30 protein-coding genes are annotated in these 23,059 nt (G+C 38.6%); 12 read left to right on the top strand and 18 right to left on the bottom strand.

Annotation, left to right across the window (positions count from 1 at the left end; all coding sequences use genetic code 11):
- Positions 1-32: 32 nt before the first annotated feature.
- On the bottom strand, positions 33-674 hold the full coding sequence (locus ACHABU_RS02930; protein WP_435762060.1) for a TVP38/TMEM64 family protein: 642 nt from the start codon (positions 672-674) through the stop codon (positions 33-35).
- Positions 675-819: 145 nt separating this feature from the next.
- Positions 820-1,839, bottom strand: coding sequence for a multicopper oxidase domain-containing protein (locus ACHABU_RS02935; protein WP_435762062.1), 1,020 nt, complete (start codon positions 1,837-1,839; stop codon positions 820-822).
- A gap of 311 nt (positions 1,840-2,150) precedes the next feature.
- Between ACHABU_RS02935 and ACHABU_RS02940 the strand changes: the two genes are divergently transcribed.
- The 4 genes from ACHABU_RS02940 (at position 2,151) to ACHABU_RS02955 (ending at position 4,601) form a co-directional block, all read left to right on the top strand.
- Complete coding sequence (locus ACHABU_RS02940) at positions 2,151-2,726, top strand: biotin transporter BioY (protein WP_435762064.1); 576 nt, start codon at positions 2,151-2,153, stop codon at positions 2,724-2,726.
- Between the two features lie 291 nt (positions 2,727-3,017).
- Positions 3,018-3,665, top strand: a complete 648-nt coding sequence (locus ACHABU_RS02945) for a TetR/AcrR family transcriptional regulator (RefSeq protein ID WP_435762066.1) — start codon at positions 3,018-3,020, stop codon at positions 3,663-3,665.
- Entirely contained in the window at positions 3,643-4,317 is a 675-nt protein-coding gene (locus tag ACHABU_RS02950; RefSeq protein ID WP_435762068.1) for an MBL fold metallo-hydrolase, read from the top strand. The genes ACHABU_RS02945 and ACHABU_RS02950 overlap by 23 nt, the downstream gene beginning before the upstream one ends.
- Before the next feature lie 53 nt (positions 4,318-4,370).
- On the top strand, positions 4,371-4,601 hold the full coding sequence (locus ACHABU_RS02955) for a YrdB family protein (RefSeq protein WP_435762356.1): 231 nt from the start codon (positions 4,371-4,373) through the stop codon (positions 4,599-4,601).
- Between the two features lie 134 nt (positions 4,602-4,735).
- Here the strand turns inward: ACHABU_RS02955 and ACHABU_RS02960 are convergent, their stop codons facing one another.
- Both ACHABU_RS02960 and ACHABU_RS02965 read right to left on the bottom strand, forming a co-directional pair.
- Complete coding sequence (locus tag ACHABU_RS02960) at positions 4,736-4,990, bottom strand: MerR family transcriptional regulator (RefSeq protein ID WP_435762070.1); 255 nt, start codon at positions 4,988-4,990, stop codon at positions 4,736-4,738.
- A gap of 261 nt (positions 4,991-5,251) precedes the next feature.
- A complete protein-coding gene (locus ACHABU_RS02965) occupies positions 5,252-5,407 on the bottom strand; it encodes a DUF1540 domain-containing protein (protein WP_379494937.1) in 156 nt (51 codons plus the stop codon).
- Between the two features lie 171 nt (positions 5,408-5,578).
- Between ACHABU_RS02965 and ACHABU_RS02970 the strand changes: the two genes are divergently transcribed.
- Complete coding sequence (locus ACHABU_RS02970) at positions 5,579-5,803, top strand: hypothetical protein (protein ID WP_435762072.1); 225 nt, start codon at positions 5,579-5,581, stop codon at positions 5,801-5,803.
- A 105-nt stretch (positions 5,804-5,908) separates the two neighbouring features.
- Here ACHABU_RS02970 and ACHABU_RS02975 read toward each other — a convergent pair whose 3' ends face one another.
- The 3 genes from ACHABU_RS02975 to ACHABU_RS02985 all read right to left on the bottom strand — a co-directional run bounded on the left by ACHABU_RS02975 (position 5,909) and on the right by ACHABU_RS02985 (position 7,931).
- Entirely contained in the window at positions 5,909-6,784 is an 876-nt protein-coding gene (locus ACHABU_RS02975; RefSeq protein ID WP_435762074.1) for a LysM peptidoglycan-binding domain-containing protein, read from the bottom strand.
- A 109-nt stretch (positions 6,785-6,893) separates the two neighbouring features.
- Positions 6,894-7,118 carry a hypothetical protein gene (locus ACHABU_RS02980; protein WP_435762076.1) on the bottom strand — a complete coding sequence of 75 codons (225 nt, stop codon included), beginning with the start codon at positions 7,116-7,118 and terminating at the stop codon, positions 6,894-6,896.
- Between the two features lie 51 nt (positions 7,119-7,169).
- Positions 7,170-7,931, bottom strand: a complete 762-nt coding sequence (locus ACHABU_RS02985) for an alpha/beta hydrolase (RefSeq protein WP_435762077.1) — start codon at positions 7,929-7,931, stop codon at positions 7,170-7,172.
- A gap of 233 nt (positions 7,932-8,164) precedes the next feature.
- Between ACHABU_RS02985 and ACHABU_RS02990 the strand changes: the two genes are divergently transcribed.
- On the top strand, positions 8,165-9,376 hold the full coding sequence (locus tag ACHABU_RS02990) for an MFS transporter (protein WP_435762079.1): 1,212 nt from the start codon (positions 8,165-8,167) through the stop codon (positions 9,374-9,376).
- 528 nt (positions 9,377-9,904) lie between these two features.
- Complete coding sequence (locus ACHABU_RS02995; RefSeq protein ID WP_435762081.1) at positions 9,905-10,042, top strand: hypothetical protein; 138 nt, start codon at positions 9,905-9,907, stop codon at positions 10,040-10,042.
- A gap of 79 nt (positions 10,043-10,121) precedes the next feature.
- Here ACHABU_RS02995 and ACHABU_RS03000 read toward each other — a convergent pair whose 3' ends face one another.
- Complete coding sequence (locus tag ACHABU_RS03000; RefSeq protein WP_435762082.1) at positions 10,122-10,415, bottom strand: hypothetical protein; 294 nt, start codon at positions 10,413-10,415, stop codon at positions 10,122-10,124.
- 106 nt (positions 10,416-10,521) lie between these two features.
- Complete coding sequence (locus tag ACHABU_RS03005; protein ID WP_435762084.1) at positions 10,522-11,997, bottom strand: protein adenylyltransferase SelO; 1,476 nt, start codon at positions 11,995-11,997, stop codon at positions 10,522-10,524.
- 326 nt (positions 11,998-12,323) lie between these two features.
- On the opposite strand from ACHABU_RS03005, the gene ACHABU_RS03010 reads away from it, so the two are divergent.
- Positions 12,324-12,713 carry an RDD family protein gene (locus ACHABU_RS03010; RefSeq protein ID WP_435762086.1) on the top strand — a complete coding sequence of 130 codons (390 nt, stop codon included), beginning with the start codon at positions 12,324-12,326 and terminating at the stop codon, positions 12,711-12,713.
- Between the two features lie 38 nt (positions 12,714-12,751).
- Positions 12,752-13,144, top strand: a complete 393-nt coding sequence (locus ACHABU_RS03015; RefSeq protein WP_435762088.1) for a hypothetical protein — start codon at positions 12,752-12,754, stop codon at positions 13,142-13,144.
- A gap of 82 nt (positions 13,145-13,226) precedes the next feature.
- On the opposite strand, the gene ACHABU_RS03020 is transcribed toward ACHABU_RS03015, so the two are convergent.
- The 4 genes from ACHABU_RS03020 to ACHABU_RS03035 form a co-directional block, all read right to left on the bottom strand.
- The gene (locus ACHABU_RS03020) at positions 13,227-14,069 is read right to left on the bottom strand and encodes an aldo/keto reductase (protein ID WP_435762090.1); all 843 of its coding nucleotides are present in this window, start codon (positions 14,067-14,069) and stop codon (positions 13,227-13,229) included.
- A 238-nt stretch (positions 14,070-14,307) separates the two neighbouring features.
- Positions 14,308-14,901, bottom strand: a complete 594-nt coding sequence (locus ACHABU_RS03025; RefSeq protein WP_435762092.1) for a class I SAM-dependent methyltransferase — start codon at positions 14,899-14,901, stop codon at positions 14,308-14,310.
- A gap of 106 nt (positions 14,902-15,007) precedes the next feature.
- The gene (locus ACHABU_RS03030) at positions 15,008-15,811 is read right to left on the bottom strand and encodes a SurA N-terminal domain-containing protein (RefSeq protein ID WP_435762094.1); all 804 of its coding nucleotides are present in this window, start codon (positions 15,809-15,811) and stop codon (positions 15,008-15,010) included.
- An 83-nt stretch (positions 15,812-15,894) separates the two neighbouring features.
- A complete protein-coding gene (locus tag ACHABU_RS03035) occupies positions 15,895-16,449 on the bottom strand; it encodes a maltose acetyltransferase domain-containing protein (protein ID WP_435762096.1) in 555 nt (184 codons plus the stop codon).
- 155 nt (positions 16,450-16,604) lie between these two features.
- Here ACHABU_RS03035 and ACHABU_RS03040 point away from each other — a divergent pair, with 155 nt between their 5' ends.
- From ACHABU_RS03040 to ACHABU_RS03050, 3 genes are read left to right on the top strand one after another with little or no spacing between them, the layout of a single operon-like run.
- Complete coding sequence (locus ACHABU_RS03040; protein ID WP_435762098.1) at positions 16,605-16,961, top strand: winged helix-turn-helix transcriptional regulator; 357 nt, start codon at positions 16,605-16,607, stop codon at positions 16,959-16,961.
- Complete coding sequence (locus ACHABU_RS03045; protein WP_435762100.1) at positions 16,948-17,868, top strand: DsbA family protein; 921 nt, start codon at positions 16,948-16,950, stop codon at positions 17,866-17,868. Before ACHABU_RS03040 ends, ACHABU_RS03045 begins: the two co-directional genes overlap by 14 nt.
- A 21-nt stretch (positions 17,869-17,889) precedes the next feature.
- On the top strand, positions 17,890-18,195 hold the full coding sequence (locus tag ACHABU_RS03050; RefSeq protein ID WP_435762102.1) for a monooxygenase: 306 nt from the start codon (positions 17,890-17,892) through the stop codon (positions 18,193-18,195).
- A 264-nt stretch (positions 18,196-18,459) separates the two neighbouring features.
- On the opposite strand, the gene ACHABU_RS03055 is transcribed toward ACHABU_RS03050, so the two are convergent.
- The 5 genes from ACHABU_RS03055 to ACHABU_RS03075 all read right to left on the bottom strand — a co-directional run bounded on the left by ACHABU_RS03055 (position 18,460) and on the right by ACHABU_RS03075 (position 22,982).
- Entirely contained in the window at positions 18,460-20,097 is a 1,638-nt protein-coding gene (locus tag ACHABU_RS03055; protein ID WP_435762104.1) for an FAD-dependent oxidoreductase, read from the bottom strand.
- A gap of 62 nt (positions 20,098-20,159) precedes the next feature.
- Entirely contained in the window at positions 20,160-20,441 is a 282-nt protein-coding gene (locus ACHABU_RS03060) for a HesB/IscA family protein (protein WP_435762106.1), read from the bottom strand.
- Between the two features lie 30 nt (positions 20,442-20,471).
- Positions 20,472-22,235, bottom strand: coding sequence for an arsenical pump-driving ATPase (gene arsA, locus ACHABU_RS03065; RefSeq protein ID WP_435762108.1), 1,764 nt, complete (start codon positions 22,233-22,235; stop codon positions 20,472-20,474).
- A gap of 15 nt (positions 22,236-22,250) precedes the next feature.
- Complete coding sequence (gene arsD / locus ACHABU_RS03070; RefSeq protein ID WP_435762110.1) at positions 22,251-22,607, bottom strand: arsenite efflux transporter metallochaperone ArsD; 357 nt, start codon at positions 22,605-22,607, stop codon at positions 22,251-22,253.
- A 30-nt stretch (positions 22,608-22,637) separates the two neighbouring features.
- The gene (locus ACHABU_RS03075) at positions 22,638-22,982 is read right to left on the bottom strand and encodes an ArsR/SmtB family transcription factor (protein WP_435762112.1); all 345 of its coding nucleotides are present in this window, start codon (positions 22,980-22,982) and stop codon (positions 22,638-22,640) included.
- Between the last annotated feature and the right edge of the window lie 77 nt (positions 22,983-23,059).

Raw genomic sequence — 23,059 nt, forward strand, 5'->3', positions numbered from 1 at the left:
TTCTACGTCAATGACGTGAAGACTGTTATTTCTTATTCTACATCCTGAAATTTTCGTTGCGAAAGTTTATACCAAAAGCGATACAACACCATCATCATAATCACAAATCCAGCATACACGGAAATACCTAGGGTAAAAGAATGGAATGAGCTAAAAAGTTGGTTTCCAAGATATGCAAAAACAATCATTCCTGGAATTTGACCAATCGCAGTTGCGATAAAATAAATCCGAAACTGCATGGTGCTCAGACCAGAGTAAATATTAATCACAGGTGGTGGAACAATTGGAATCAACCTACTGAATAAAACAGCAATAAATCCATGTTGACTAATAATATAATCAAACTTTTTTACCTTTTGATATCTTGCTATATAAGCCTGAAATGGTTCAACAAAAAAATATCGGGCCAGCACGAAAAAAATCACTGCAGCCCCTACTGAACCTATCCAATTTATGGTTGCACCAATCCAGACGCCATACTTTACCCCCATCAATCCAGCAAAAACCGTAAAAGGAATAACCGGAATCACAGCAAAAAAAATAGCAAGAAAAAACATCAATGGTAGCTGCGAAAAATCGCTGTAATCCAGCCAAATTAATAATGGCTTCCGAAACAAAAATGCTAGAAATAAAATAACTCCATACAGGATGACAACAACAATTCCTTTTTTCATACGCATGCTCCCTACCAAATCATGTATCTTTGGTAGTATGACCTATTTATGGAGGGCTATTATCTCCAAGCCTTGAGTCATGTTCATAGACAAAAACAACCCCCACTTCTCTTCCAAGAAAGGGGTTCGTTCTTGTCTGTTCCACTTACTCACCTTCGACAATAATTTTACCAGCTGCTCCTTTTTGAACATGGTTAAATTGGTGGGTAACAAATTTATACTGTCCTTCTTCTTTTAGCGTAAATTCAATAATCGCTCCACCACTTGCCGGCAACCCGACCGTCTGCATTCCTTTATTGTGATTGTATGGGTGACCGTCTATATAGACATCATCTAATATCGTTCCAATCACATGAAAGCTTGAAAATTCATTTGGCCCCATATTAGCAAGATAGAATCGCACTTTTTCTCCTACCTTTGCTTGAAGCGGTTCATCAATTAATGCGCCAACTGTTCCGTCTGTATTTGGTTGATATTCCTTATTAAGGGCTTTGGACGAAAATACGACTTGAGAAGGTTCGTTATTTGTCATATCATTTAAATCATTATATTTGTACCATTCATTTTGAATGATAACAAATTCACGATCAATTTCATCGTCTGTCGGGTAACCATCTGCCGGCTTAACGATGATAACACCGTGCATGCCATTCGCAATATGTGATAATACAGGATCAGTACCACAATGATACATAAATACGCCAGGACTGTTTGCTTGATATACAAATGTTCCTTCTTCATTCGGTGCGACATCTGCAAATCCTGTATCCGGGGCAGTATGGACAGCGTGGAAATCCATACTATGGGGGATTGCCGGATCAAGATTTTCCAATGTATAATGAATCGTGTCACCTTCATTTACGACAATTACTGGACCTGGTGCTTCTCCATTAAATGTCCAGGCTTTATAATTGTAATCTTTATCAATTTCAATATCCGTGATTTGAGCGGTCATTTTAACAGAAACATCGTCTCCATCGCGCTCGATTTCTGGGGCAACGGGCAATTGATTTAAATCTTCATGTGGCGCTATAACAGCGACTTCGTTCTCTTCAGCACTTACGGACTCAATTTCTTCTGCTGTTTCATTACTACAGGCATATAACATAAATGTACTCAAAATCAGACCAGTGGCTAAGCCAAAATAACGTTTACTTATTTGCATGATCCTCACCTCGTTCGTATTTAGATAAGATACATGTCTTATCTTTAGTATCAGTATAGGTCAGAATGCTAACTTTCAATGTGATTTGAATCACTGTTTTTCAACACTTTATGTACAAATTATGTCCATCTAAACCTTGGCACATCAGATATTTCAGTTAAACTCTATTGAAAATACAAAGCCCTACCTTGTAACTAACTGTCAACTTAATAATATTTTAGGTTGACAATCAAAGATAACATAACTTATAATTCAAATAGTAAGAAAAATACATAGAATTTTTAGAAATCAATAGGGAGCTGAGTATTAAAATGAACAAAAAAAGTGAGCGACTTCGAATACTTCTTAAGTGTTCCATTTTTGCTGCAATTACTGCAATTTTAGCACAAATTGAAATCCCATTACCGCTCATACCAATTAGTGGACAAACCTTGGCTGTCGGTATTGCAGCGACTATTCTTGGTAGCCGTCATGGCGCGTTGGCGATGGTTTGTTATGCGGCCATTGGTGCGGTTGGTCTTCCTGTTTTCGCAGGATTCAGTGGAGGTCCGCAAGTTCTAGTGGGACCATCAGGAGGATATATTTTCGGTTTTATTGCTGCAGCATATGTCACTGGTCTCATTCTGGAAAAGACGAAGTTCACCATTCGGATGGCGTTTCTTGCCAATATTGTTGGAATGATTGTCACGCTCTTATTCGGTACCGTTCAATTAAAACTTGTACTGGATTTAGGATGGAATGCAGCCATCGTAGCAGGTGTGTATCCATTTATCGTTGTAGGGTTGATAAAAGCATATTTAGCAAGTTGGATCGGAATAACGGTGAGACAACGATTAATTCAAGCAAAATTAATCACTGGCCCAAAGACAAAGGAAGAAGTTGCTTAATCTAGGATAAGCCGTAGTAACAAAGAAATAATTCTGAGCTATATTATCCATAATTAAAATAGGAACAAACAAAAAAATAACCCCTCATGTGCTCTAACCAGGCCGTGAGGGGTTATTTTTTCTCTGCCTCCCCCTTTTGATTAAACAGGAAGCATGGGGACGGTTCTTTTGCTTCCTGTTTAATCAAAAATCCAAACTAATTTTTATCACCTATTGACAAATAACTAACCACTGATTATATTATAACCAGTGGTTAGTTATTGATTTTTAAGAAATGAGTGAATCGTATCGATGAAAACAAAACGCTCTCAGGAGACAAAGCAAAAAATTCTTATTACTGCGGGGAAACTTTTCGCTGAGAAGGGGTATGATGCCATATCAATTAGAGAAATCGCTAAGAAAGCGGATTGTTCGCATACAACCATCTATCTATACTTCAAGGACAAGGAAGCATTGCTACACGAACTCTCTATGCCTTTTCTGAAAGATTTGAAACAAAATATGCTTCGGACTATAGAAATGGACTCTCTAACATCGGAAGATAAACTAAAAGGAATCTGCAACGAATTTATACATTTTTGTTTATCGAATAAAAGCCTCTACTCTCTTTTTATTAATGTTAAGTCAACTAGAATAGATGAACAGGAACCAGAGCTAGAAATTAATAAATTGCGCCTAGAGATATTCGCGATTATGAAACAGCTACTCCAACAATGTTTGTCATTACCAGATGATGAACAGTTAGTAGCCTTCTCACGTATTTTCTTCTACAACTTATATGGGATTTTAAGCACCTATTCCTATCAACATGAACCTACGGAAACTTTAATGGAAAGGTTAACACCAACGTTTGACCTTACAGTGGAAATTCTTATTTCAGGATTTAAAGAAAAAATAAATCAAGGGGAGAATAGAGATGGAAGCAAAAAAAGTTTCTGACCATATTTGGAGCTTGAAAAGTTGGATTGGAATAACGGTCCACGTATGGGTCGTTACAGATGATGAAGGCATCACACTCGTCGATGCAGGAATGCCACTGATGGCAACAAAAATAATGAAATTTGTGAAACAGCTGGATGCCGGCCCATTAAATCGTATCTTGCTGACACACGGACATATTGATCATGTTGGTGCATTAAACAAGATTATACAAGAAAGGAAAATATCTGTTTATGCGCATCATATTGAAATCCCATTTATGGAAGGTGACCGGCTTTATCCGCGGAGAAAGAAATTTGAAAAGAATGTTAAAAAAGGAATTGTTCAGCCACTCGAAACAGATGAACAAGGAAGGCTGATTTCCGTTTCCAGTCTTACGCCCTACTTTACTCCCGGTCATTCTCCGGGCCATGTTGTCTATTACCACGCAGAGGATCAAGTGCTATTAGCAGGAGATCTTTTCACCTCTAGAAAAGGAAAACTGCACAAACCGATGGCACTGTTTACCGGAAATATGAAAGAAGCTGTCAAAAGCAGCACCATCGTGGAAGAACTAAAGCCGAAGCAACTGGAAGTTTGTCATGGAAACACCGTTTACAAACCTGCAGAACAATTAGAAGCTTACATTCGTAAAATGACTAAGAAAGCATGAGAACCGTCCCTATGCTTCCTATATATAGAGAGGTGCTGAGTTTGATGTTTTTTATGGAAATTATATTATATACTTCCTTGTTTTTATTGGAAATAGCAGCCCTAATAGCATTTTCCTACTGGGGGTTCCATGTGGATAAAGGCATTTTTATTAAAGTTTTATTAGGGATAAGTACACCCATCCTCATCGCATTTGTCTGGGGGCTCTTCTTAGCTCCTAAAGCAACCTACCCTATAACAGAGACCCCTTACGAACGATACTTCAAATCGGAGTATTCAGCTTAGCATCAGCTGCATTGTACGTTTCTGGTAAAAGTATACTTGGAATTTCTTTCATGGGAGCCATGTTGATAAACAAACTTATGCTATTATTATTGGATTTGTAGTCAGGAAGCATAGGGACGGTTCTCTTGCTTCCTTTACAGATTCTCTGTCAAGACAAATGTAGTGTTTGCTAACATATTTTCTATTTTTATTTTTTCCAGCTTTTGTTCTGTATATATTTTTATAAATTTTAATACATCAATTGCTTCCAATTCAAAATAGGTGACATCATTGATTTTTGCTTTTGGAATATAGATTTCATATTCATCGATCCATTTTTTCACTGTATGTCGCGGAACGTCAATGATCTGGCTTAACCCATACAAACTGATTAAATACAATGTTTTCACCACACTCTCATTTATAATCAATGATTTTAGAAATTTTGCATTTATTTTGCATTTCTCTCATACCTGCATTTTAAAAGTAAATCGTGGAATAGATATGAAACAAATATGGGAAAAGAGAGTAATTTTGTGAAATGGTTTCATTTGGCCACCCCACTAAAAGATTTAAACTCTTTGGAGAGAGGCTTTAAATAATGCTAATTTATGTATAAGATCGTATTAAATATAAGAAGGGCAACCACCATTATGGTTCCCCCTTAAAACTTAAATTTTCGGTATAAATGTTTTGCAGTCTGTTTCTTCACTATTGGATGCTTGTTTACCCTTATGACTTACTACATAAATTGCTTTCGCATGACATTTGTTACCTGGTCCCCAATACGTACAATTATTAACTTCACAAAGAACATCTTGTGCCATGAGTCACACCTCCTCATTCGTTTATCATGTACAAATGGAGTGTGATTGATACTTTAGATTAGCTTGCATTTCATGATTACTTCCAAATAATTTTATAATAAATACTAATATCTTTTGAAAAAATGTAAAAGCTATATTTGTATGTAAAATTATCTTAAGGGAGAGATATGAATGCCTCAACAAATTGATGTAAATCAATTAAGCCAAGCCAAAGCAAATGTTGCATTAACACAGGAATTGTTAACCCAAGCGATTGAAAAGTCGACATCTGATCAAGCATTGGCTCAAGAAGCGATAAAACAAGCTACTGCTGAAATTGCGCAAGCACAAACATCAGTAAGCCAAGTTCAAAGCGCGCTACAGACGCAACAAGCATCTCCATACGAATCTGAATAAAAAAATGCTTATCCTCATGCGATATGAGGATAAGCATTTTTTACATATTTGAATAGAAACTGTTTTGTTACAAGGAAGCAGGAGAACCGTCCCCATGCTTCCTAATTACTCTATAACGGTAATGTTAACCATCTTTCTGCCCCAGCTGTAGGCTTCGGATTTGGTTGGTAGATGGACATCTATTTTATTTCCCTTAATCGCACCACCGGTATCACCGGCCACGGCATATCCATAGCCTTCAACATAAACTTGCGTGCCTAGCGGGATAACATTGGGATCAACGGCAATCACTTTTGCATATCGGTCGTTATTCAGATTTATTCCAGTTGCGGTAATACCGGAGCAACCATTACATCCTGCAGTATATGCTGTTGACTCAACAGCAAACGTTCTACCGTTAACTTGTTGTTCCGTTTTAGTTTCTGCTACCTGTTCTTTCGGTTCAGCCTTTTCTTCTGCTTGCTGTGCATGTATCTCAGCTGTCTCTACTTCCGGCTCACTTACTTCTTCACTGCTAGCCGTTGTTATTTTAACCTTTTCTTTTTCAAGGTCCTCAGATTCGATATTTGCTGTTTGCCCCGAAGATTCTTCTTCTACCTTTTCAGCTTCTGCGGCTTCATTCACGATCAATTTCTGACCCGTGATAATTAGGTCAGAAGAAAGATTATTCCACGCTTTCAGTTCCTCCACCGATACGTCATCACCATGTGCACTACGAATATGGATCAAGGTATCTCCTTCTTGAACAATATAAAACTCTGTTGTCGCTTCTTTTTCTTCCAGCTTCAATACTTGTTTCGGATGAATCAAAGAAGATTTCAGTTCATTTATTTCCATTAACGTTTCCACAGTTGTAGTATTTTCATTTGCTATTTTCCAAAGACTATCTCCCTTATGTACTTCATATTCAGCTGCTGACACCGACGTCACAGCAATACTTACCATGATCAACCCTATAAATGCGGCTACTAACTTTTTCATTTGTAGTCCCCCTTTTATTATTGACAAGTCTTATCGTAACACGCAAAATCCTATCTGTGGTTACAGCTTGTTTAAGAGAAGATTACAAATTATCACACTATATTAAAAATTAAATATATTTTAAGGAATTGGTTCTATCTACTTTACCTATTGCATAGAATATATTGGAGATCTCATGCCCTTGACCGATTTCGCGTATGCAAGAACCGTCCCCGTGCTTTCTACTCTCGCAATACCAGCCTGTTACTACTGTCCTCCCAACAATGATACAGACGGTTAGGAAAATCTCAGCTTTGTTGATACTTCCAAAGTGATTTACATGTTCTATGTTCATTATCTAGACCTTTTAGGTTAAAGCTTTAAAGGTACATACAAACATAAATAATTAATACGGCACTTTCAACCCAACCAGATGTTGAACAAAATCGTGACAACCTTTTGCAATTTGCTCTTTGTCATTGTCCAGAGATGCTACATGATAGGAATTTTCCAAGATGATCCTTTGTTTTATTTCGGATCCTACATGATTCAAAATATAATCTGTGTTTTCAGGTGGCACAACATGGTCCACCGTTGATTTAATGCCAAGAACGGGACAATTAATTTCTGGAAGTATTCGAGGTGTCTGTTCCATTAATTCTTGCAGTTGATGGATCGCACTGATTGGGATTTTAGAATACGTTATTTCATGAACATCTTCTGCTTTAATATCTGGTACCCCTTCATCGATAAACCTCGGTTCTGTTTTTTCTCTCAAATACGCATAGGAAGGAAGTGTTAGTGCTGGATTAACTAAAATAACGCCCTCTACATCCTTGTATTTTTGAGCAAGCCAAAGTGCCAATGTTCCACCCATGGATTGCCCCATAACCAAAATAGTTGTACAGTGTTGTTTTAATTCATGGTATCCTCTCTCCAATGACTCAAACCATTCGTTATAATCGCATCTCTCCAGATCATAATAATGCGTTCCATGGCCTTCTAACCTTGGAGCAAGAACAGAGTATCCGTTATTTGCAAGCTTTTCACCGATATATTGTACACTTTGCGGGGTCCCCATAAAACCATGGGAAATAAGAATCCCCGTTTGTCCCCGCTTCCTATAAAACTGTTCTGCACCTGAGATTACTGGATATTTATTTAGCATTAAAGTTTCACTCCCTATATGTTTTATCCATTCAATTATTTATTAATAATATTAATCATACCAGTTTACTCATGATTAATAAACAACAAATTTCAAGAAGCAAGAGAACCGTCCCCGTGCTTCCTAAAATATTCAAATTCATATATTAAGCAGAATTCCATCTGTTCAGGTAAAATAGAGCATAGGTGTTTGTTTTTGCCCTATTATTTAGTTTGCAATTGGAGGAACAGAGATTGAGTAAACCAAAGCTATGGACTAAGGATTTTGTTATTATTTCTTCTGCGAACTTTTTTGTGGGCTTGAGTTTTTATTTGTTAATGACGACGCTGGCCGTGTATGCTATTGAAGAATTTAATGCTTCCCAAAGTAAAGCAGGACTCGCGGCGAGCATCTTTATTATTGGTGCTGTATTTTCGAGGCTCTTTGCAGGGAAATACATAGAAGTAGTTGGGCGAAGAAAGTTATTATATGGTAGTTTGCTATTATTCTTGATTGCTACAATCCTATACTTCCCTGTTTCGAATTTAAATCTATTATTACTCGTTCGTTTTATCCATGGAGCGGCTTTCGGAAGCGCGAGCACAGCAATGTCAGCTGCTGCGATGGACATGATCCCAATGGAGCGTAAAGGTGAAGGAACAAGTTATTATATGTTGAGTGCTTCCGCAGCAACAGCTATCGGTCCATTCCTTGGATTATTTATTACGCAGCATACAGATTTCAGTATGATATTTGTCGTTTGTACGGTATTTTCCATCATTACAATTCTCATTACGTTATTTACAAAGATACCTAAAGCAGAAATTACAGCGGATCAACTACAAGCGATGAAGTCCGGATTTAAGTTAAAAGATTTCTTTGAAAAGAAGGCCCTGCCAATTTCAATTATGATGGTGTTAATGGGTATTGCTTATTCAGGAATTGTTTCCTTTATTAATTCCTATGCCATTGATATTCAATTGGAAGATGCAGCAAGTGTCTTCTTTATTGTCTATGCTGTATTCTTGATTATCTCCAGGCCAATCGCTGGTCGATTGCAGGATATAAAAGGAGATAATATTATTATTTATCCAGCCCTGGTCCTGTTTACATTGAGTTTATTTCTGCTCAGTCAGGCACAAAGCGGATTCATTCTTCTCTTGTCTGGTGCATTGCTTGCGCTTGGATTTGGAACAATGATGTCCAGTGCACAGGCTATTGCTGTAAAAGAATCACCAAAACATCGTGTAGGCCTGGCAGCATCCACCTTTTACATATGTATGGATAGTGGCATGGGAATTGGACCATTCCTCATTGGCTTTATCGTACCACTTGTGGGATATCGGGGAATGTACTTAACAATGGCTGTCATTGTATTTCTATCCATTTTCCTCTACTATTTTCTGCATGGGAAAAAGGCTACAGCGAGAAAACGTGGTATATTGGATGATGTTCCGAATACATGATCATTTTTAAATAGGATGACAGTATTTTCGATAGTCAAACAATATTGACTAATATCTGTGGTTAGAATGATTAATAGATAATAATATTGCTCTTTTTCTTAGCAATATTTGAGGAGATAATCGCCTCTTTATCCGTTACGATGAGAAAGAGGTAATTTATTTCTCGTATAAGAAATTTTGCAATCAAAAGAATACGCTATTACTTACTTGCCGGGGTTTCCCGTTTTGGGGATGTACTGAGTGGGATGGCAATCGCTGAGACACTGCCCTGGAGGTGTGGTCGCGGATTAGCTACCAAAAATAAAATGCTGATCTATCTGGATTTTGCCCGTGTACTTCTTATTTTGTCCATCATCTTTTTTCTATTACGTTGATATTAATCGTCAGTTTTCTTATACAGAGTTTCAGTTTCTTTTCCAATCAGGAAGCACGGGGACGGTTCTTCTGCTTCCATTTAGGAAGCAAGAGAACCGTCCCCGTGCTTTCATCTTTTAACTTCAATCAGCCATATAATAAAAGAGATAACCTATGAACATAAAAATAAAAAAGCTGAAGAACATTGCTATGTTTGCTAGGATTAACCAAGTTTTCTTTGCAAAGAATGCAAACAGTATACCAATCGGGGCAATGAGAAAAGATACCAACCAAAATGGAGCTGGTATTTGAAAAATAATATTCGGAACCCAAACGGTTATACTAATAAGTAAGCAGATGATCGATACCTTTTTATAGTTTTTCAACTTCTTCATACCGAACCCTTCTTCCTTACTACTCTATAAATACCGATGGCAATTAAAACCAAGCCGAGCAGAAAAAGGAGTGGTAACAAGATCCCAAAAAGTGCTATACCTGCAAAACCATCACCTTCATAATATGCGTATAAATATGAAATAATCCAGGATAACAAAGGTGCTATAGGTACGATGGTCGCAATTCCCCAAACAACATATGTCCATTCTCTCTTTAGTTGCTTACTTAGTATATAAGCCAGTATAACTATCAAGATTAACACAAACATAGGAACACCGATTTTTAGCATCGTTTAACCTCCCTCTATGTAAGGTAGGAAGCATAGGGACGGTTCTTTTGCTTCCTAAAGGCGTGATGATGTGATGGAAGCAAGAGAACCGTCCCCGTGCTTCCAGTCATGTACCGCAATATGTTTGGTATGGTTGGGTTGATTTTGCTGGTGGTTTCGAGTAATCAGCTTGTTCGGGTGAGTGTGCGTATGGATTTGAAAGAACATGAAGAAGTTGCTCCACCACACGATAGTCTCCCTGTTTTACTGCGGCTTCCAATGCAGCTTCTACCCGGTGATTCCGAGGAATTACTGCAGGATTACTGTTTCGCATCATCTCATTGGAGGCCGCCTTCGATTCTTTCTGCCTTCCCAGTCTCGCCTGCCACAACTCATGCCATTGCACAAATTCTGCAGTACCGAACAGGACAAAATCCTCCGGTGTGTCAAATGTTAACGCAAGGAAGGTATTCGTATAATCCGCACGATGCGTTTGCATCATTTGGAGCAGGTCATCAATCAATGACGCATCCTCTGTTTCCTCATTAAATAACCCCAGTTTTGCTCGCATTCCCTCAAGCCACTTGGAACGATACAGATCCGGAAATTCTGAAATTGCATTTTGAGCCAGTTCAAGAGCCTGCTCCTTATTTTCATGCAACAATGGCAATAGCGTTTCAGCAAAGCGTGTGAGGTTCCAGCCAGCAATCCCCGGCTGATTTCCATAGGAATAGCGGCCTTGAACATCAATGGAACTAAAGACTGTTTTAGGGTCATAAATATCCATAAAGGCGCACGGACCATAATCAATCGTTTCTCCACTAATCGCCATGTTGTCGGTATTCATTACCCCATGGATAAAACCTACTAATTGCCATTGTGCAATCAACTTAGCCTGACGCTTAATCACTTCCTGTAGCAGAGAGAGATAGCGGTTCGGAACATGCTCCATTTCCGGAAAATGCCGTTGCAATGCATAATCAGCGAGAACCCGAAGATCCGCTTTCGTGCCCCAGTTTGCCGCATATTCAAAAGTGCCGACGCGCAGGTGACTGTCAGCCACACGTGTCATAATTGCACCAGGCAATTCCGTTTCGCGCTTGATTGCCTCTCCCGTCGTAACCACTGCCAGGCTGCGCGTAGTTGGAATACCAAGCGCATGCATTGCCTCACTGATAATATACTCGCGAAGCATCGGTCCGAGTGCAGCGCGTCCATCGCCCCCGCGTGAGTACGGTGTTCTGCCTGATCCTTTGAGCTGAATATCAACCCGCTCATCGTACGGAGTAATTTGCTCTCCGAACAGCATCGCCCTACCATCTCCTAACATGGTGAAATTTCCGAATTGATGTCCTGCATAAGCTTGAGCAAGTGGCAAAGAACCTTCAGGAGTCCGATTACCAGCAAGAATTGCAATCCCATCATCGCTGATCAGCTCCTGGACATTCAACCCAAGCGATGTTGCCAACTGATTATTGAAAATGACTAATCTCGATGCATGTACAGGGTTAGGAGTTAGGCTCTTAAAAAATAATTCCGGTAAACGAGCATAACTATTGTCCAAGTTCCATCCTGTTTTAGTGATTTCTTCTCCGTTCGACATCCTATCTCCTTCTTTACTTCTAATTTTTTTGTTCTCTATAAAAATTCATCCTACTTAGTTTCCACTACCATTAAAATATTATCCAAGGGTAGCATGCTTCCTATCACGCATGTTTTCATGTTCTTCATACATACATTACATACGAACCAGAAGCAATATAGTTTCAACTAAAAAGAATACTAATAATACCCAAATGTATCCCCTTCATCTAAATACAATGTACGAGGAAGCAGGAGAACCGTCCCCGTGCTTCCTAAATTGATTGAAACTTATTTCCGTTGTTGTTCGTAGTATTATAGATAGACAAAAGCTGGAGGAGGATTTTAATGAAAGCTATTACGAAAAAACGTACAGGGGGATTTCTGCTAGACATGGCGATATCAAGTGCAGTGACTGCTGGTGTTGAGTATTTTCTAAGAAAAAAGGTAAAAAATGAAATGGTTCATATTTTGATTACGCCGACCATCGTATTATGGACACTAGAATACACCCAGTTACGTAAGACTGGTCAAACGATTGGTTACAAAAAGATCGGACTTGTTCTTGAAAATGAAGATGGTTCAGACCTAACATCGCGCCAAATCATGAAACGCATGGCTTATCGGGATACCTTAAGCACGCTGGATTACTTGAAAAACCATAAAGAATTCGAGAAACAAGATGGATCGATTCTTCCTCATGACCGATTCTCAGGTACAATAGTGAGAGAAATATAAAAAGTTTGCATAATGAATAGACAAAGGAGGATCTAGTTGTGGAGAAAGTCTGGAGTATACGTTTAATACGATTTGCAACTATTTTTGGATTCATTGGTACATTCATAGGTTCACAGATGTCAGGTAGCATGGATTATTCACTTCGACCAATTCATGCGCATATATTATTGGTCGGTTGGTTATCCGTTTTTGCATGGGGGATCTTTTACAAAGTCTATAAAGTCCGGTACAAAAAACTTGTTAGCCTTCACAGTTACCTCGCAATGACAGGAGCTTTCGGGTTAACTTTCGGAATGTGGATGTACAGTATAAATCCTTTTAATATGAATCAAACCCTAGCCATGGTCCTTTTCATTATTGGTGGCTCCCTATTATTATTAGCATTTTTGTTATTTATGATAATATCATTTTTAGTAGAAAAAGAAGATTGAGAAGCACGGGGACGACGTTCTCCTGCTTCCATCATCCTCTTAAAAACGGAAGCAAAAGAACCGTCCCCGTGCTTCCTAATACTTAAAATTCTTCGTAAATAGCTGGATCTTGATCTTTCTGTCTGCCGTTTGGGAGAGTTAGTGTTGCAATCTCACTCATATCTGTTTCACTTAAAGAAAAATCAAAAATTGATATATTATCAAGTTGTCGTTCAGGTGATGAAGATTTAGGAATTGGAATTGATCCAAGTTGATGATGCCAACGTAAAATAACTTGTGAAACGGTCTTGTTATGATGTTCTGCAATATTTCGCAGTGTTTCATTTTCTAAAACATGATTTACTCGAGCTAATGGACTCCAGGATTGGGTCTGCACATTATTCTCTTCATGCCACTTTCTTTGTTCTTCCTGGTTGAAAAACGGATGTAATTCTATTTGGTTAATACTTGGCATCACACCCGTTTCCTTTTCTAAACGCTGCAAATGTTCAGGTAAGAAATTACAAACTCCAATCGAACGGATCAATCCCCATTTTTTAGCATCAATTAATGCCTGCCATGCTTCTACATAATCATTTTGTTTCGGATTTGGCCAATGAATTAGATATAAATCATAATAATCCAAATTTGCACGATATAAAGATTCTTGAATAGTAGTGACCGCTTTATCGTACGCTTGATAACGACCAGGTAATTTGGATGTAATTCTTAATTCTTCCCTTGGAACCGTACTGCGACGAACAGCTTCACCTACAGTTCCTTCATTTTCATAATTATAAGCGGAATCAATTAGTCGATAACCTGCGTCAATTGCACTATTTATCGCAGTAGCACCCTCATTTCCATTAAGTTTATATGTACCAAGACCGACAACCGGCAATGTAACACCATCATTAAGCGTAATTTCTGGAACGGATATTCCCATAACAAAACACTCCTTTCAATTATACTTTAAGATTAACACCTATATGAATCAAAATCCAAATATTTGTGGTACCTATTCTTTTTAAGGTGAACTGTAGCCAATTGCTTGATGTAATTCTTAAATAATATCCATCTGGAACGACAATTCGGAAATTCTCCAGCCGGTATGTAAATTCTAAAACATTCCTTCTACTAATGTGGTTGAAGGAATTCGTTTCCAGGAATACAAACCAGCAAGATTATTTTTCATTCGACGCTTCAATAGCGAGAAAAATGTTTTTATAATGCTTTTCCACCTTTATCACTTCAAAGCCATTTTGTTGAATAAGTTCAAGTGTGTTACGGTTTAAATGACAGCCATCACATAGCCGCTTCCATAATGGTGCCAACCAATCCTGTAGAGGACCGAGCAACGGACTGTCGGTCCTGACGTGTTCTAAAAATAAAATAGGGACTCCTGGTTTACATACACGGCGGATTTCTTTTAGCGCCCGGTTCGGATCAGGTATAGTACATAGCACCAAAGTTCCGACTGCAGCATCAAAGCTATTATCTTCAAATGGTAACCATTCACCTGAAGCATTCACCAGTTCAATTGGTACCGTGGCCTCTTTCACTCTAGTAAATGACTGTTCCATCATCGCAGCATCTGGTTCGACGGCAACAACCTTTTCCGCTTGTTTATAATAACGAAAATTAGCCCCTGTCCCTGATCCAATCTCCAATAGAATCCCCATCTGCTGTGAAACAAGGTGCTTGCGAATATTTCCTATCCGGCTTTTTTCGAGCGGTTTCATGAAGGAGTCATACATTTTCGAAAACCAATAGCTCATCCGTCATCATCCTTTAAAATATGATAGGAAGCATGGGGACGGTTCTTTTGCTTCCATTTACATACTAAAAAACCAGGTCAATCGTATTGAACCTGGTTATTAGCTATTATAAGTAGTTCGTGACGTCTGCATCTTCACGAAGTTTTTCAACTAACGTTTGATATGCTTCCGCTTCTTGTTGACCCTTTACTTGTTGTTCAAGTTGTGGCTTCATATCTTCAAAAGATGGTACTTCTGCATCTTCACCATTCATTTCCTCTTGCTGCGCTTTGAACTGATCATAAATTACCTCTAGCTCTTCGTCAGTTGTCTCCATTTCACCAGCTTCATTAGCGATAAGCTTTTCGACTTTTACTTGCAAGTCTAGCTGAGACATGACTTCCTCTTCATCCATTCCTTGTTCGTTTAATGCAGTCAAAAACTCATCCTTTGACTCAAGTCCATTTTGTTTTGCTAATTCATCTAATGTTTGATCGATATCTTCTTGTGTAGCTTCAATATTAGTCCTGTCTGCCTCCTGCTTCAGTAGTTCAAGACCTATCATACTTTCTGCTAATCGTTTTTTTAATTGATTCTGGTCAACTTCTTCTCCAGTCATCTGAGATTGCATGGCGGCTTGCTGAAATTGCCCAGTGTAATTCGTTTCAAATTCTTCTCTCGGTATTTCTACTCCATTTACTTCTGCAACAACATCAGGAACCCCTTCTAAGTCAGGCTCAGGCATTTGCGGCTGTTCTGTTCCTTCCTCACCTTCCGGAACTTCTTCACTATCACTGTTAGACTCTTCCTCTTGTGTTTCTGCATTCTCATTATTATCTTTAGCTGTTTCATCCTCATCACTGCATGCAACGACTACTACAGCAAGTACAGCAATAGATAAACTTAATAACCATTTTTTAATCAAAATCATTCCCCTCTCTTATTTTGCTTGCAATTCTAACATAAATTTACTTATTGTACATCCATTTGTATGACCACGCTTCCTCTCAACTCTTATATTTTCTTTATGATTCGTGCAGGATTTCCACCAACGACTACTTGATCGGGCACATTTTTAGTTACAACTGAACCAGAAGCAATGACCACATCATTTCCTATAGTAACTCCTGGATTAATAATCGACCTTCCGCCAATCCAGACATGATGACCAATCGTTACTGGCTTACCAAATTCAACTCCCGATATTCGTTCGGAAGCGTTTAGTGGATGGGTTGCTGTATAGATATGTACCCCTGGAGCAATAAAACAGTTATTTCCGATTCGAATGTTACAGACATCTAGAAATACGCAGTCAAAATTCGCATAGAAATTCTCTCCAACATAAATATTTTTGCCATAATCACATCGAAACGTTGGTTCTATGTAAAGATTATTTCCAGTTGATCCGAACAGTTCCTTTAATAGTTCGTTCCTTTTGTTCTCTTCTGTTTCCAATGTTTGATTATATAATCTCGTAAGTTTTCTAGCGTTTTTTCTCTCTTCTAGTAATTGGGGATCAGCAGCATCATAAAGCTCACCATCTAACATTTTTTCCTTTTCTGTTTTCAATAAATAATTTCCCCTTATAATTAGCATGATATTAAGTAATTATAACATACAGACATCATTCTTATCCAAGCCAAACCCAATTTCAAAACTTAGTATAATTTTTATACTTGATATATTATTTATACTTGATATAATGATAAAAAGAGGTGGTACAAATGAAGGTTTGCCCTTATATTGAAGCTTCCTTTCAAATAATAGGAAAAAAGTGGAATGGCCAACTCATCCATTATTTATCCTTATGTAATAATTATACGGTTCATTTTTCGGATATAAAACGTGATTTGTCCGGAATTACGTCCAGAGCACTCTCCCTTAAGCTGACGGAACTTGTAGAGAATAAATTAGTCGATAAAATAGTAGAAATTGGTTCCCCTGTTATCATTTCATATCGATTAACAGAAAAAGGCATAGCACTGGCGGATAGTCTTAAACCAATTCAGGATTGGGCTAGAGTCTATATGGATGTAGATATATCAATGGAAAGCGAGGAAAAAGAAAATGACGAACAATAATATGATTTGTGACACAGAAACAGGAGTATGCGGTGTAGCTAGTGGCGAAGATATGGAAGTAATTGATTTGAATCAACCGGAGAAAAAGATTGATCTATATTATGTGACAGACCCTATTTGCTCGCATTGCTGGGCATTGGAACCCGTTCTTCGTCGATTTGTCCATCAATATGGCAATTATTTCAACTTTCATACGGTGATGGGGGGATTATTGGAGAAATGGGGGGATGGTTTTGCCGATACAGCGAACGGAATTTCAGGACCAGCAGATGTTGCTGGGCACTGGAGAGAAGTTGGGGAACAAACGCGTATGCCAATTGATGGAACCCTTTGGTATGACAATCCGGTTCATTCATCCTATCCCCCATCACGCGTATATAAAGTTATTCAAAAGCAAAATCAAGCGTTAGCTTCTGTATTTTTACGACGCGTGAGAGAAGCGGTTTTCGCGTTTAATCAAAATATTGCAGAGAAATCCATTTTAATTGAAACCGTAAATGATCTTGGACTTGATGGTGAGGCAATTGTAAAAGAAGCAGAACTACCGAGCGCCCAGCAATTATTGAACGAAGATTTCAAGCTTGCTGCAAACTTAGGCGCTAGAGGATTTCCAACCATTGTAATGGTAAACAAGGAGAATAAGGGTGTAAAAATTGTTGGCGGTCGCCCATTTGAGTCCTATGTTACTGGGCTAAAACAAGTTCAGGATGTGGATGAGCTCGAACCATCTCAACAACCAACACTTTCAAGTTTGCTTGAAAAGGAAAAACTATTATTCTCAAAAGAGATTGAAATTATGTACGATGTTGAAGAAACAACTATCCGCGCATTTGTTGAAAAAGAGCTTTCATCAAATGATTATCAAGCAAAAGAAATTCTAGGCGAAACCTATTTTCTGAAAAAATAATTCAACAAAAGGAGAATTCAAATGGCGTATGTTTTACAGGTTGATTTTACGATGGATGGACCATTCGGGGATGAAATGGCAAATGCATTTGCCGATTTAGCAGAAAGCATCAACAAGGAAGAAGGATTCCTATGGAAAATTTGGACAGAAAGCCCCGAAACAAACGAGGCTGGTGGAATTTATATATTTGAAACGAAAGAAACAGCTGGAAAATATATGGAGATGCATACAAAACGATTGGCAGGATTCGGAATAACTAATGTGAACGCAAAAATATTTGCTATTAATTCAAAACTGACAGCGATCACGAATGGTCCTGTAAAATAAAAAAACGGTAACCTCCTTCTTATCAACGGGGTTACCGTTTTATCATTTCCTAGCGTTTTAGGTACTTATACGGAAACATTCCGATCCATCTGCAGTGACTTTTATAAGTTAATCAATTGTTTTTGTATACTTGGAAACCCTTCTATTTCGGGAATGTCTTTGATCGTCGGAAAGAAGCACGGGGACGGTTCTCCTGCTTCCATACATATGTAAAAGGAAGCACGAGAACCGTCCCCGTGCTTCCTTTTATTCAGACATTAACAGTTATTTACGAAAGCTTTGATAATTTTTATTTCCACCTGACAGGTTAAACACTTCTTTAAATCCCATATTTCTTAAAACATTCTGAGCTGCGTTACCAGATACTCCGCTGTTGCAGTATGTAACAGTAGGTAAGTCAGGGTCTAAATTTTTAGCCTCGGAACGTAATGCTGCCAATGGAATATTGATTGCTCCCGTTACATTAGAAGCTTCGTATTGTTTGGTCGCTCTCGTATCGATAATTTGTAACTGTTCCCCATTGTCGATACGGTCGATTAGTTCATGCGGCGTTATCAGTTTGTTTTTCTTATCGATAGCATTTTGCAAAGCCATTCCCGTGTACATAACAGGATCTTTCGTTGTACTGAAGGGAGGTGCATATGCTAGATCCAAATGGAACAGATCTTCAGCTTTTGCTTTAAAAGACATAGCGGTTACGAAAACGTCAATTCGCTTATCAACACCATCTTCACCAATAATTTGAACACCTAGAATCTGGCTCGTTTTTCTATCAGCTATCGCCTTAATAACGAGTTCTTTCCCTCCCAAATAATCTGCTCTCGACGGTTTAATATTGTGAAGTACTTCCACATCATAGCCGGCTTTGATTGCTTCTTTTTCACTTAATCCAGTGTAACCAACAGCAAGGTCAAATACCCTTAAAATTCCAGTACCAAGAACCCCTCGATGTTCCAAATCTCCACCTGTAATTACATCTCCAGCAATACGACCCATTTTGTTGGCAGTAGAACCTAACGGGCGATAAATGGGCTCTCCAGTAATTACAGAGAAGCTTTCCGCAACATCGCCAACTGCATATACTTCTGGAAGATTCGTTTGCATTTTGTTGTTCACTTTAATAGCACCAGATTTTCCGAATTCCACACCGATTTCTTCTGCCAGTTTTGTATTTGGACGGACGCCGGTTGCTAAGATGACCATCTCCGAATCAATGACCATCCCGTTTTTCGTTTCTACAGCATTTTCCGAAATAGCACGGACTTCTTCATTTAAGTGCAATGTCACACCATGGCTGGTTACGTGCTGCTCTACTCTGGATGCCATATCTTTGTCCAAATGGGGCATCATTTGGTTACTTCTTTGAATTAATGTAACTTTTAAACCCTTATTTGTCAGTTGTTCTGCCAGTTCAAGTCCAATAAATCCAGCACCAATAATCGTTACTTTTTTCGGTTTATTTGCTGTCATATAAGCGTCTATGGCGACTGTGTTTTGAATGGTGCGTACATGGAAGACATGGTCCTGATCCGTCCCCGTAATATTTGGTGTGGTAGGCGTTGCTCCGGTTGCAAATACTAATGTATCGTAGTCGTCTTCCATTGTTTCATTAGTATCTAGGTTTTTAACGGTTACTTTTTTACGCTTATCGTTGATTGCCGATACCTCATGGCGTGTAAAAATATCCACATTATAACGCTTTTTAAACCAAGCTGCACTTCGAGGTGTTAATGATTCTAATTCATCTACTTCTCCACCCAAAAAGTAAGGAATCCCACATATCGAATAGGAGATATCGTAGTCCGCATTATATAAAGTTATTTCCGCCTGTTCATCATTTCTGCGGGCTTTTGCAGCAACAGAAGTACCTGCAGCAACTGAGCCGATAATGATTATTTTCATGATAATAATTCCTCCAAAGGATAATTTGTTGTTTCGCCGTTTTTAATTGTTACACAAAAAAACTAACAGCTTTGATTCATTCCTAATAACACAAACTGTGAACCCTCAGAAGTTTCATCATTGTCTAATGTTAATCCCTCTAGCGTTTCTTTTATATCCTGATCGACTGCTACTTTTATTCCATTTACCTCTTCAACTATGTCATTTTCTTCCGGTCCATCCAATGATATTCCTAGTTGTGGTCCACAGCATCCATCTCCCATGGAATAAAAGCGAATACTCTCTCCGCCCTTTTTTTCAAAAATGGTTTGCAAGTTCAATTTTGCCTTTTCAGTGATATTCATTTTAAAGCCCCCTCTAATTTAATGAAACGTTTATATGTATGCTTTGGTAGTTAACCCGATTTTAACTTCTGATGTCCATGGGATAAGAGCTGTTTGTTCAGCCAGACTCTCTTCTATCTTTTTAATCCATTGTTTTTCACTGGATGACCTTGCTTTTAGGATTGGATCGTTTGTTCCTGTCGCATACAAACTACGATTGATGACCCACCACTTTGGAACAATCTGCGCACGCTTAAGATCTTCCTGCAAACGAGTGGATTCAAATACAGGTGTTTCTTCTGCCAATGTTACAATGACTACTCCTGTTTCTTCAGGATTACGAAGTCGAGGTAATAATTCCTTTACATTTTCAGGTATATTACCTGTCGAGCGATTCATTTCCTTATGATATGCTTCTGAGGAATCGAGCAACAATAGTGTATGACCAGTTGGTGCTGTGTCAATAACAACTATCTCATTTTCAGACCTTGACACAACATCAGCAAAGGCACGGAAAACCGCAATTTCTTCGGTACACGGTGATTCAAGGTCCTCTTTTAAGTAAGATAATTCTCCCTCAGACAGTTCACCAGCTGCAGTAATGATTTCCTTCTTGTATGTTTCAACTTCGGTTTCTGGATTAATGCTGCTAATCGATAAATTTTCGTCTATAGCACTATTTTTAAAAATGTAATCCAGATGTGATGCAGGGTCTGTCGTCGTCAAATGAACTTTATGCCCTCTTTCCGAGAGGCCGACTGCAATGGCTGAAGCGACGGATGTTTTTCCGACACCACCTTTTCCCATTGTAAAAATAACACGTGTATTTCTGGAGGAAAAGTCATCAATCACATCATTTAACTCAGACAGTTGATTAAGTTCAATTTCATTCGATATACCTTCTTTTTTAATATATGGATGGTCGCTTACGAGTTGACGCAGGCTATCGACACCTGTTAATGAATACGAAATATAAGGCAATGATAAAGTTTCCATTTGCTGCAATGACTCTGGTATTTGTTTTAATGAAGCTTGCTGACTTTCATAAAACGCTTTGGATACTGCATCCGTTGGCACATGTGATTGAAGCAGACCGTTGATGATCATCATTTGGTTTTGAATCCCGATATCCCGCAATTCCATAGAAGCACGATTTGCCTCCACTAACGTTGATTCCTCGGGTCTCGCGACTAAAATGAGCGTTGTTTTCTCATAATCAGAGAGAGCTTGAACCGCTTTTTGATACAAATCCTTTTTGTCTCCAAGCCCTGAAAGTGGACCTAAACAAGAAGCACCGTGTGTGCTTTCTTCTAAATAACCATTCCAAGCCGTTGGCAGCGATAATAATCGAAGCGTATGACCAGTTGGTGCCGTATCAAATAATACATGGTCATATTGAGTTAATATATGATCATCAGCAAGTAAATGAGAGAACTCATCAAATGCAGCAATTTCTACCGTACAAGCGCCTGATAGCTGTTCTTCCATTTGATTAACAACAGATTCCGGAAGTTTGTCTCGATACGGACCTACCGTTTTCTCCCGATAAGCGCTTGCTGCTTCTTCAGGATCAATATTACTTGCAAAAAGATTTTTCACATTCGGCACTTCAATCGGGTCACCAGTCAGTTCGATGCCAAACACATCCTGCAAATTGGATGCTGGATCCGTACTAACTAAGAGTACTTTTTTCCCTTGATCTGCCAGAGACACAGCAGTGGCACAAGCTACGGATGTTTTCCCAACCCCGCCTTTTCCAGTAAAGAATAAAACTGGTGTTTGAACATTCTTTATTGGATCATATAGTTGGTACATAATCTTCCTCCTTCGTTAATCAAGTTTTATGGAAACACGTACACGGGGTTTTTCGGTAAGCTCCTCCACTTTCACTTCAGTCCAATCCGCAAATTCTTCATTCGTAGGATATGCTCCTGCTTTAGCAACCTTTTGATTTAAAAGCGTTATAGGAAGCGCATCGACACCTTTTTCCTGGAGCACCTGATTAATGGTTTCGTTCTCTGCAAAGGCTGCAGGATTATTTGCCAAGTTATAGCGTTTAATATCCACACCCTGTTTCTCAAGCGAATACACAGCTGAGGCAACACGAGTCAAGTCCGGATCAACACTTGGTCCGCAAACTCCTGTAGAACAGCACATTGCCGGATCATAAATCGCAACTTTTTTCATATTTAAATCCCCCATAAGAATGATTTATTGTTAACAACACGTAATACGCGTACCTTGTTCTTCTAATTCTTTTAATTTATGGTCTTGATTCGGTAATTGCCTTAGAATCTGCTGAATAAATGGGTAGTCCCCATGTTCCTGATTTACCGAATAAAAAATCCATTGACCTTTTCTTTCCTCATTAACTAAACCAATAGCTCTCAATTTACGAAGGTGCTGACTAATCGCAGGTTGACTCATCTGAAAAATCTCTACAAATTCACAAACACAACAAGCCTGACTATCCAGAATTTTCATCATGCTTAAACGTGTTTTATCCCCTAACATTTTCAGTAACATCGACGCCTTCTCTATATCCGTTGCTGTTTGCAACATAGAATTCACCTCCACCTATCTTAATATCATTATATAACGATTTACTTATATACTCAAACAAAAAGTTCTTAAAACAC

This window comes from Oceanobacillus sp. CF4.6 (genome assembly GCF_051262635.1).
Classification (GTDB): domain Bacteria; phylum Bacillota; class Bacilli; order Bacillales; family Amphibacillaceae; genus Oceanobacillus.

Bases quoted from the DNA above. Each gene is read 5' to 3' on its own strand.
- ACHABU_RS02930 (WP_435762060.1), bottom strand. From the start codon at position 674: ATGAAAAAAGGAATTGTTGTTGTCATCCTGTATGGAGTTATTTTATTT.
- ACHABU_RS02935 (WP_435762062.1), bottom strand. From the start codon at position 1,839: ATGCAAATAAGTAAACGTTATTTTGGCTTAGCCACTGGTCTGATTTTG.
- ACHABU_RS02940 (WP_435762064.1), top strand. From the start codon at position 2,151: ATGAACAAAAAAAGTGAGCGACTTCGAATACTTCTTAAGTGTTCCATT.
- ACHABU_RS02945 (WP_435762066.1), top strand. From the start codon at position 3,018: ATGAAAACAAAACGCTCTCAGGAGACAAAGCAAAAAATTCTTATTACT.
- ACHABU_RS02950 (WP_435762068.1), top strand. From the start codon at position 3,643: ATGGAAGCAAAAAAAGTTTCTGACCATATTTGGAGCTTGAAAAGTTGG.
- ACHABU_RS02955 (WP_435762356.1), top strand. From the start codon at position 4,371: ATGGAAATTATATTATATACTTCCTTGTTTTTATTGGAAATAGCAGCC.
- ACHABU_RS02965 (WP_379494937.1), bottom strand. From the start codon at position 5,407: ATGGCACAAGATGTTCTTTGTGAAGTTAATAATTGTACGTATTGGGGA.
- ACHABU_RS02970 (WP_435762072.1), top strand. From the start codon at position 5,579: ATGCCTCAACAAATTGATGTAAATCAATTAAGCCAAGCCAAAGCAAAT.
- ACHABU_RS02975 (WP_435762074.1), bottom strand. From the start codon at position 6,784: ATGAAAAAGTTAGTAGCCGCATTTATAGGGTTGATCATGGTAAGTATT.
- ACHABU_RS02980 (WP_435762076.1), bottom strand. From the start codon at position 7,118: ATGAACATAGAACATGTAAATCACTTTGGAAGTATCAACAAAGCTGAG.
- ACHABU_RS02985 (WP_435762077.1), bottom strand. From the start codon at position 7,931: ATGCTAAATAAATATCCAGTAATCTCAGGTGCAGAACAGTTTTATAGG.
- ACHABU_RS02995 (WP_435762081.1), top strand. From the start codon at position 9,905: ATGAACATAAAAATAAAAAAGCTGAAGAACATTGCTATGTTTGCTAGG.
- ACHABU_RS03000 (WP_435762082.1), bottom strand. From the start codon at position 10,415: ATGCTAAAAATCGGTGTTCCTATGTTTGTGTTAATCTTGATAGTTATA.
- ACHABU_RS03005 (WP_435762084.1), bottom strand. From the start codon at position 11,997: ATGTCGAACGGAGAAGAAATCACTAAAACAGGATGGAACTTGGACAAT.
- ACHABU_RS03010 (WP_435762086.1), top strand. From the start codon at position 12,324: ATGAAAGCTATTACGAAAAAACGTACAGGGGGATTTCTGCTAGACATG.
- ACHABU_RS03020 (WP_435762090.1), bottom strand. From the start codon at position 14,069: ATGGGAATATCCGTTCCAGAAATTACGCTTAATGATGGTGTTACATTG.
- ACHABU_RS03025 (WP_435762092.1), bottom strand. From the start codon at position 14,901: ATGAGCTATTGGTTTTCGAAAATGTATGACTCCTTCATGAAACCGCTC.
- ACHABU_RS03030 (WP_435762094.1), bottom strand. From the start codon at position 15,811: ATGATTTTGATTAAAAAATGGTTATTAAGTTTATCTATTGCTGTACTT.
- ACHABU_RS03040 (WP_435762098.1), top strand. From the start codon at position 16,605: ATGAAGGTTTGCCCTTATATTGAAGCTTCCTTTCAAATAATAGGAAAA.
- ACHABU_RS03045 (WP_435762100.1), top strand. From the start codon at position 16,948: ATGACGAACAATAATATGATTTGTGACACAGAAACAGGAGTATGCGGT.
- ACHABU_RS03050 (WP_435762102.1), top strand. From the start codon at position 17,890: ATGGCGTATGTTTTACAGGTTGATTTTACGATGGATGGACCATTCGGG.
- ACHABU_RS03055 (WP_435762104.1), bottom strand. From the start codon at position 20,097: ATGAAAATAATCATTATCGGCTCAGTTGCTGCAGGTACTTCTGTTGCT.
- ACHABU_RS03060 (WP_435762106.1), bottom strand. From the start codon at position 20,441: ATGAATATCACTGAAAAGGCAAAATTGAACTTGCAAACCATTTTTGAA.
- arsA (WP_435762108.1), bottom strand. From the start codon at position 22,235: ATGTACCAACTATATGATCCAATAAAGAATGTTCAAACACCAGTTTTA.
- arsD (WP_435762110.1), bottom strand. From the start codon at position 22,607: ATGAAAAAAGTTGCGATTTATGATCCGGCAATGTGCTGTTCTACAGGA.
- ACHABU_RS03075 (WP_435762112.1), bottom strand. From the start codon at position 22,982: ATGTTGCAAACAGCAACGGATATAGAGAAGGCGTCGATGTTACTGAAA.